Origin of the sequence: Streptomyces spongiae, from assembly GCF_009377185.1 — a bacterium.
GTDB classification, from domain to species: domain Bacteria; phylum Actinomycetota; class Actinomycetes; order Streptomycetales; family Streptomycetaceae; genus Streptomyces; species Streptomyces spongiae.
The window spans coordinates 1-8,308 of the sequence record NZ_VJZC01000448.1 but is presented as its reverse complement, the minus strand read 5'-3'; the positions used below and the strand labels follow the sequence as shown (position 1 = coordinate 8,308).

Sequence of the window (8,308 nt, the reverse complement as noted above, 5' to 3'; positions counted from 1 at the left end):
CCCCTTGAAGCGCTCGGGCGCACCCCGGCTTTCAAGGGGCGCGGGGAACTGCGCGACCAGCCACGACGGACCCGTAGCCGCCCACAGACAGAACCCGGCAGACGAATCGCTTCGTGGGAGGCACCCATGGCCGGCACCATCACCCCACACACCCAGCTCGACACCCGCTACAGCAGCGAGGAAGCCACCGCCCCACCCTGGCCGGAGGCCGAGTCGATGATCATCGAGGCCGAGCTGTTCTGGATCTCGACGGTACGGCCGGACGGGCGCCCGCACGTGACACCGTTGCCCGCGGTCTGGGCGGACGGCGCGCTCCACTTCTGCACCGGCCCCGAGGAGCGGAAGGCCCGGAACCTCGCCGAGAACCCGCAGGTCGTGCTCACCACCGGCACGAACACCTGGGACAGGGGCTACGACCTGGTGGTGGAGGGCGAGGCGGTGCGGGTCACCGACGACGGCCGACTGCGCGAGCTGGCCGCGGCCTGGGAAGCCAAGTACGGCAGTTTCTGGCATTTCGAGGTACGGAACGGTCACTTCCACCACGGCGCGGGACAAGCCGTCGTCTTCTCGGTGGCGCCCCGCCGCGTTTTCGGCTTCGGTAAGGGGGAGCCGTTCAGCCAGACCCGCTGGCGGTTCGACTGAGACCGGCGACTCGGAGGACAGCGATGCAGTACACGCTCGAAGTGATCCCCCTGCCCGTCAGCGACATCGACCGGGCCCGGGACTTCTACCGGGACAAGGTCGGCTTCCACGTCGACATCGACCAGGAGGTGATGCCGGGGATGCGTATCGTCCAGCTGACGCCCCCGGGCTCGGGCTGTTCGATCGCTCTGGGCGACACCATCTGGGAGACCATGGAGGGCCCGCGGCCCGCGCCCGGCTCGTACCAGGGCCTCCAACTGTGCGTCCCCGACATCAAGGCGGCCCACGCCGAACTCGTCGAGCGCGGCCTCGAAGTCTCCGACCCCGTCCAGTACGCCCCCGCCGACGGCGCCACGTTCATGTACTTCAAGGACCCGGACGGCAACGGCTGGGCCATCCAGGAGTACCGCCAACGCGTGGACAAGCCCCTGCACGAACTCCTGAGGGAACTGGCGGCACAGCAGTAGTAGGGGCTCCGCACACCCGCGCCCCTTCAGGGGCGCGGGGCTGTGTCGATTTGCGGCTCCGCCGCGTGGGCGCGAGCAACCACAACGAACCCGCATCAGAAAACCGGCAGCAGCGAACCCACCGCTCAAACCGGCCCTCAGCGGAGCGTCAGAGCACGGGCAAGCTCTTCCGCAACTCGAACGCCGTCACCTCGCTGCGGTACTCCTCCCACTCCTGCCGCTTGTTTCGCAGGAAGAAGTCGAAGACGTGCTCGCCGAGCGTCTCGGCGACAAGGTCACTGCGCTCCATCAGCGACAGCGCCTCGCCGAGGTTCTGCGGCAGCGGCTCGATGCCCATCGCGCGGCGCTCGGAGTTGGAGAGGGCCCAGACGTCGTCCTCGGCGCCCGGAGGGAGCTCGTAGCCCTCCTCGATGCCCTTGAGGCCGGCGGCCAGCAGGACGGCGTAGGCCAGGTACGGGTTCGCGCCGGAGTCGATCGAGCGGACCTCCACGCGGGCGGAGCCCGTCTTGCCGGGCTTGTACATCGGGACGCGGACCAGGGCCGAGCGGTTGTTGTGGCCCCAGCAGATGTACGAGGGGGCCTCGCCGCCCGCGCCCGCGGTGCGCTCCGAGCCGCCCCAGATGCGCTTGTAGGAGTTGACCCACTGGTTCGTCACGGCGGCGATCTCCGCCGCGTGCCGGAGCAGGCCCGCGATGAAAGAACGGCCGACCTTGGAGAGCTGGTACTCGGCGCCCGACTCGTAGAACGCGTTCCGGTCGCCCTCGAAGAGCGAGAGGTGCGTGTGCATGCCGCTGCCCGGGTGCTCGGAGAACGGCTTCGGCATGAACGTGGCCTGGACGCCCTGCTCCAGCGCCACCTGCTTCATGACCAGGCGGAACGTCATGATGTTGTCGGCCGTGGAGAGCGCGTCGGCGTAGCGCAGGTCGATCTCCTGCTGGCCCGGCGCGCCCTCGTGGTGGGAGAACTCGACCGAGATGCCCATGGACTCCAGCATGGTGATCGCCTGGCGGCGGAAGTCCATGCCGATGTTCTGCGGGGTGTGGTCGAAGTAGCCCGAGTTGTCGGCCGGAGTCGGGCGCGAGCCGTCCAGCGGGCGGTCCTTCAGGAGGAAGAACTCGATCTCCGGGTGGGTGTAGAAGGTGAAGCCCAGGTCGGAGGTGCGGGCGAGGGCGCGCTTGAGGACGTAGCGCGGGTCCGCGAAGGACGGGGAGCCGTCCGGCATGAGGATGTCGCAGAACATACGGGCCGTGCCGGGGGCCTCCGCGCGCCAGGGCAGGACCTGGAAGGTGGAGGGGTCCGGCTTGGCGATCATGTCGGACTCGTATACGCGGGCGAAGCCCTCGATGGCCGAGCCGTCGAAGCCGATGCCCTCGTCGAAGGCCTGTTCCAGCTCGGCAGGGGCCACGGCCACGGACTTGAGGAAGCCCAGCACGTCCGTGAACCACAGGCGTACGAACCGGATGTCGCGCTCCTCCAACGTGCGGAGCACGAATTCCTGCTGCTTGTCCATGTCTAGCTTCCACCCAATCCTTGCTGGTCAGGCCGCCTACTCCCAAACCACGGGAAACGGTCCGGCACCTGAGCATCCCACCACAACACCATTTCATGCGTGTTGCGGACCTTGATCGGCCGACCGACCTCGGCACGAACGCCTCGCGTACGGCAGGTGAACGGCTCTGAGCCCATAGTGCCTGCTGGGTCCCGCATCTGTAATGCCCAGGCCCTTCCTCGACCTCCCCCTCCAGCACCCCAACCTCCTTAATTTGCATCTCAGATGCAAGTTTTAATATCCTACTGCTCGGTAACGGAGCAGCCGAGCCCGAGGAGTCCCGATGCTGTCCGAACAGTCCGCCGCCACCGTGCGCGCCACCCTCCCCGCCGTCGCCGCGGCCATCGGCGAGATCAGCGCGCGCTTCTACGACAGGCTGTTCACAGCCCACCCCGAGCTGCTCCGCGACCTCTTCAACCGCGGCAACCAGGCGGCCGGCACCCAGCGCCAGGCCCTCGCGGGCTCCATCGCCGCCTTCGCCACCCATCTCGTCGAGCACCCGGACGACCGGCCCGACGCGATGCTGCGCCGCATCGCCCACAAGCACGCCTCCCTGGGCATCGCCCCGGAGCAGTACGACGTCGTCCACGAGCACCTCTTCGCCGCCTTCGCCGAGGTACTGGGCGAAGCCGTCACGGAGGAGGTCGCGGACGCGTGGGACGAGGTGTACTGGCTGATGGCGAACGCGCTGATCGCGATCGAGCGGCGGCTGTACGAGGAGGGCGGCGCCGGGGGCGGATGGCGCGAGTGGGAGGTCGTCGGACGCGTCCAGGAGACCGATGACGTGGCCGTGTTCGAACTGCGCACCGCCGACGGCTCACCCGTGCCCGCCCACCGCGCCGGGCAGTACGTGTCCGTGCAGGTCGCGCTCCCGGACGGGGCCCGGCAGATACGGCAGTACAGCGTGGTGGGCGCGGCCGGGTCAGGCACGCTGCGGATCGGCGTGAAGCGGGTCCACGGCGGCGGCACGCCGGACGGTGAGGTCTCGAACCACCTCCACGCGCGCGTGCGCGTCGGCGACCGGCTGCGCGTGTCGGCCCCGTACGGCGACCTCGTCCTCGACCAGGACACCGACGCACCCCTGCTGCTCGCCTCCGCCGGCATCGGGGTCACGCCGATGATCGCCATGCTGGAGCAGCTCGTGATCTCCGGGCACGACGCCCCGGTCACCGTCGTGCACGCCGACCGCTCGCCCGCCGACCACGCCCTGCGCGCCGACCACGAGGGGTTCGCGGCGAAGCTCCCGGACGCCTCCGTGCACGTCTGGTACGAGCAGCCGGAGCCCGGCCACCCGGCCGACCACAAGGGACTGGCGGATCTGTCCTCGCTCGACATTCCCTCCGGCACGCGCGCCTACCTGTGCGGGCCGCTGCCCTTCATGCGTGCGGTACGGGCCCAGCTGATCGGCAGGGGCGTGGCACCCGCCGACATCCACTACGAGGTCTTCGGACCGGACCTCTGGCTGGCCCAGGGCTAGGACGTGCCTTGGGGTGTGGCTGAGATCCCCAGCAGGATCGGACCGGTCGGTGACGCCACCACGTCCGCCACCGTCACCGGGTCCAGCGAGGCGTAGAAGGCCTCCTGGGCCCGCCGCAGGGCGCCCCGCAGACGGCATCCGGAAGCGAGCGGGCACGGCGTGGCGCCCTCGCAGTCGACGACGTCGCCGTCCCCCTCGAAGGCGCGGACGACGGCACCGACCGACGCGGTACGCCCCTTCTCACTGAGCGCGAGGCCCCCGCCCCGTCCGCGCCGCGCGGACACCAGCCCCATGTGCTGGAGCTCGGCGACGACCTTCGCCGCGTGCGTGTAGGGCACATCCATGTCCCCGGCGACCTGGCGGGTCGTCGGGGTACCCTCACCCGCGACCGCGAGCCGCATCAGGACGCGCAGGGCCAGGTCGGTGGAGCGCAGGAGCCGCATGCCGGAAGCGTAAATAATGTGCATCCGGGGTTCAACTTATTGGTCGGGGGAAGGTCGGGGGAAGACCAGGCACGGGCACTCCCCCGGCCATTCCACGGCCATTCCTGGGACCACCCTGCAAATCCCACCTCTGTTCACATTACGATCAGCGGACCCGACCGTCCCATCCCCATAAGGACTCATCCACATGTCCGCCAAGAAGAGCAGCTCCGCGGCGCGCAAGGCGCGTATCGAGGAGATGCGGCGCGCCGAGCGCGCCCGCGAGCGCCGTAACCGCATCCTCACCATCGGCGCGAGCGTGGTCATAGTCGCCGGTCTCGTCGTCGGTGGCACGGTCCTCATACGTTCCCAGTCCGACGACAGCGACGCGGCGAGCAGTGCCAAGGCCACCTCGGGCAAGTTCGTCACCGAGAAGGACGGCGTGAAGAAGTGGTCGGCGAAGCTGACCCAGAACCACGTGACCAAGTCCGTGAAGTACCCGATGGAGCCCCCGGTCGGCGGCGACCACAACCCGGTGTGGCAGAACTGCAACGGGGACGTCTACGACAAGGCGATAAAGAACGAGAACGCCGTGCACTCCCTGGAGCACGGCGCGGTGTGGGTGACGTACAACAGCAAGGCCTCGGACGCCGACATCAAGGCCCTGGCGGAGAAGGTCAAGAAGACCCCGTACTCGCTGATGAGCCCGGTCGACGACCAGAAGGACCCGATCATGCTGAGCGCGTGGGGCTTCCAGCGCACGGTGACGAGTGCGAGCGACCCGAACGTCGACAAGTTCTTCGAGACGTACGTGCAGGGCAAGCAGACCCCGGAGCCGGGTGCGGCCTGCACCAACGGCATCTCGTAGCAACGGCCTGGCACAGTGGGGAAGATGAAGCACATCGGCTGGATCGCATCCGGTGCCGCGGCGGTGCTCGTCGCGGCCGGGGCGATCACGTACGCGGTCGCCGACGGGGACGACTCGGCGACCAAGGTGCCCACCGCGGACTCCGCGGACGCGGGCTTCGCCCGGGACATGGCGGTCCACCACCAGCAGGCCGTGGAGATGTCGTACATCGTCCGCGACCGCACCGACGACGTGGAGGTGCGGCGGCTCGCGTACGACATCGCACAGACCCAGGCCAACCAGCGCGGCATGATGATCGGCTGGCTCGATCTGTGGGGGCTGCCGAAGGTGTCGTCGGACGCGCCCATGACGTGGATGGGCATGGGTGACATGGCCTCCGGCAAGGACGGCTCCCTGATGCCCGGCATGGCGACCAACGCCGAGATGGCCAAGCTCGGCAAGCTGAACGGCAAGCAGGCGGAGATCTTCTACCTCCAGCTGATGACCGACCACCACCAGGGCGGCATCCACATGGCCGAGGGCTGCGTCTCCAAGTGCACGGTCGGCGTGGAGAAGAGGCTCGCGCAGGGCATGATCGAGGGCCAGGAGTCGGAGATCCAGCTCATGGCCGACATGCTCAAGGAGCGGGGCGCGACGGCCCGCTAGGTGTGTCCTAGGGTGATCCCTCTGTCGTCCCCCTGTCGTTCCGCCCTTTTCCCTCTGTGGCTGACAGGGGGAAATCCCTCGCCCATACGGTTCTTTGGGCTCCCATACGTTTACTTGAGGGCTTCTTGGCCCAGCCCATGCCCTGGCATTCCCCTGGCATGAACGGTTCGTCGCGAGAGTGGCCACCGTCGAGTGATCACTCGCGACGAACCGCACTCAGGGGGTTCTATGAGATCAAAGCGCGCCAAGGTGCGCGCCGGAGCGAGCCTGGCAGCGACACTGCCCCTGCTCGCCGGCGCGCTGGCGCTCGGCACACCCGCGGCCCACGCCGACGGCCCGGCCCGGGACGTGCTCAAGGGCACCAAGCCCACGTGGGCCACGACCAAGGCCGACAAGGGTGCCACCTCGAACGGCTCCGGGGTCTCCGCCCGGGTCTACCTCGCCGGCCGCGACGCCGCCGGGCTGACCGCGTACGCCAAGGCCGTGTCCGACCCGGACTCGGCCTCGTACGGGAAGTACCTCTCCGCCAAGCAGGCGCAGGCACGCTTCGGCGCGACCACGGCGCAGGTGAAGGCCGTGAAGTCCTGGCTGACGTCGGCCGGCCTGAAGGTCACCGGGGTCACCAAGCACTACGTCACCGTCACCGGTGACGTGGCCGCCGCGGAGAAGGCGTTCGGCACCCAGCTGCACAACTACACCAAGAGTGGCAAGACCTACCGGGCGCCCGTCGCCACGGCCTCGGTCCCGGCCGGCCTGAACGGCGCCGTCCTGACCGTCACCGGCCTGGACAACGCGCCCCACAAGGCCACCCACGACGACCAACTGCCGCCTCCGGACACCGTGTTCCGCAACGCCGGGCCGTTCTCCTCGTACTACGGCTCGAACGTCGCGAGCACGCTGCCGAACGCGTACGGCTCGAAGATCCCGTACGCGGTCAAGGGCTACACGGGCCAGCAGCTGCGGGCCGCGTACGGCGCGGGCACCCGCACGGGCAAGGGGGTGCGGGTCGCCATCACCGACGCGTACGCCTCGCCGACGATCGCCTTCGACGCGGCCACCTACGCGAAGAAGCACGGCGACGCGGCCTGGCGCAGCGACCAGTTGCGCCAGGTGCTGCCGAACAAGTACGTCCACACCGACGAGTGCGGGGCGTCCGGCTGGTACGGCGAGGAGACCCTCGACGTCGAGGCCGTGCACGCGGTCGCGCCCGCCGCGAACGTGACGTACGTGGGCGCTGCGTCCTGCTACGACGACGATCTGCTCGACTCGCTCGGCAAGATCGTCGACGGGCACCTCGCCGACATCGTGTCCAACTCCTGGGGCAGCATCGAGTCGGCCGAGACGACCGACGTCGCGGCCGCCTACGACCAGGTCTTCCAGTTCGGCGCGGTCGAGGGCATCGGCTTCTACTTCTCCTCCGGTGACAACGGCGACGAGGTCGCCAACACCGGTACGAAGCAGGTCGACACCCCGGCCAACTCGGCGTGGGTGACGGGCGTCGGCGGTACGTCGCTGGCGGTCGGCAAGGGCGACAAGTACCTGTGGGAGACCGGCTGGGGCACGCTCAAGGCCACGCTGTCGGCCGATGGCAAGAGCTGGACGGGCTTCCCCGGCGCGTTCACCTCGGGTGCGGGCGGTGGCACGAGCGCGACGGTCTCGCAGCCCTCGTACCAGAAGGGTGTGGTCCCGGACGCGCTCGCCAAGGCGAACGGTGCCACCGCCATGCGGACGGTGCCGGACATCTCGGCGATAGCCGACCCCAACACCGGGTTCCTGGTGGGCCAGACCCAGACGCTCCCGGAGGGCGGGCAGGCGTACAGCGAGTACCGCATCGGCGGCACCTCGCTGGCCGCGCCGGTCGTCGCGGCCGTCCAGGCGCTGGCGCAGGAGGCGCGCGGTGGCAAGGCGATCGGGTTCGCCAACCCGGCGATCTACGCCCGCTACGGCTCGCCCGCGTACCACGACGTGACCGACAACCCGACGGGCAGCGGTCTCGCCGTGGCCCGCGTCGATTTCGTCAACGGCTACGACGCGACCGACGGTCTCGCCACCTCGGTCCGCACCCTCGGCAAGGACAGCTCGCTGCAGGCCGTGCGCGGCTACGACGACGTGACCGGGGTGGGCTCGCCCGCCAAGGGTTACGTGGACTCGTACCGTCGCTGACGGGCTCCGGGCACGTGTGGGGCGCCTCCTGTGTGGGGGCGCCCTTCTCGTTTCTCGCCCCCGCCGCCCCTACCC

At 69.4% G+C, this 8,308-nt stretch carries 8 protein-coding genes; 6 read left to right on the top strand and 2 right to left on the bottom strand.

All coding sequences use genetic code 11. The features are described from left to right. Nucleotides 1–126 precede the first annotated feature (126 nt). Both FNH08_RS37700 and FNH08_RS37695 read left to right on the top strand, forming a co-directional pair. Nucleotides 127–642 (top strand): pyridoxamine 5'-phosphate oxidase family protein, encoded by a 516-nt coding sequence (locus tag FNH08_RS37700; protein ID WP_152776034.1) that lies wholly within the window; start codon nt 127–129, stop codon nt 640–642. Between the two features lie 23 nt (nt 643–665). Continuing rightward, the gene (locus FNH08_RS37695) at nt 666–1,109 is read left to right on the top strand and encodes a VOC family protein (RefSeq protein ID WP_152776033.1); all 444 of its coding nucleotides are present in this window, start codon (nt 666–668) and stop codon (nt 1,107–1,109) included. Nucleotides 1,110–1,257: 148 nt separating this feature from the next. Here FNH08_RS37695 and glnA read toward each other — a convergent pair whose 3' ends face one another. Further along, the gene (gene glnA / locus FNH08_RS37690) at nt 1,258–2,619 is read right to left on the bottom strand and encodes a type I glutamate--ammonia ligase (protein ID WP_152776032.1); all 1,362 of its coding nucleotides are present in this window, start codon (nt 2,617–2,619) and stop codon (nt 1,258–1,260) included. 322 nt (nt 2,620–2,941) lie between these two features. Here glnA and FNH08_RS37685 point away from each other — a divergent pair, with 322 nt between their 5' ends. Beyond that, nucleotides 2,942–4,135, top strand: a complete 1,194-nt coding sequence (locus FNH08_RS37685) for a globin domain-containing protein (RefSeq protein ID WP_152776031.1) — start codon at nt 2,942–2,944, stop codon at nt 4,133–4,135. Here FNH08_RS37685 and FNH08_RS37680 read toward each other — a convergent pair. Next, nucleotides 4,132–4,578 (bottom strand): RrF2 family transcriptional regulator, encoded by a 447-nt coding sequence (locus FNH08_RS37680; protein ID WP_152776030.1) that lies wholly within the window; start codon nt 4,576–4,578, stop codon nt 4,132–4,134. The genes FNH08_RS37685 and FNH08_RS37680 overlap by 4 nt on opposite strands. A gap of 187 nt (nt 4,579–4,765) precedes the next feature. Between FNH08_RS37680 and FNH08_RS37675 the strand changes: the two genes are divergently transcribed. From FNH08_RS37675 to FNH08_RS37665, 3 genes are all read left to right on the top strand, one after another. Continuing rightward, nucleotides 4,766–5,425, top strand: coding sequence for a DUF3105 domain-containing protein (locus FNH08_RS37675; protein WP_152776029.1), 660 nt, complete (start codon nt 4,766–4,768; stop codon nt 5,423–5,425). Between the two features lie 24 nt (nt 5,426–5,449). Continuing rightward, nucleotides 5,450–6,070 (top strand): DUF305 domain-containing protein, encoded by a 621-nt coding sequence (locus FNH08_RS37670; RefSeq protein ID WP_152776028.1) that lies wholly within the window; start codon nt 5,450–5,452, stop codon nt 6,068–6,070. Between the two features lie 228 nt (nt 6,071–6,298). Continuing rightward, nucleotides 6,299–8,233, top strand: a complete 1,935-nt coding sequence (locus FNH08_RS37665; protein ID WP_152776027.1) for a S53 family peptidase — start codon at nt 6,299–6,301, stop codon at nt 8,231–8,233. The last annotated feature ends 75 nt before the right edge of the window (nt 8,234–8,308 follow it).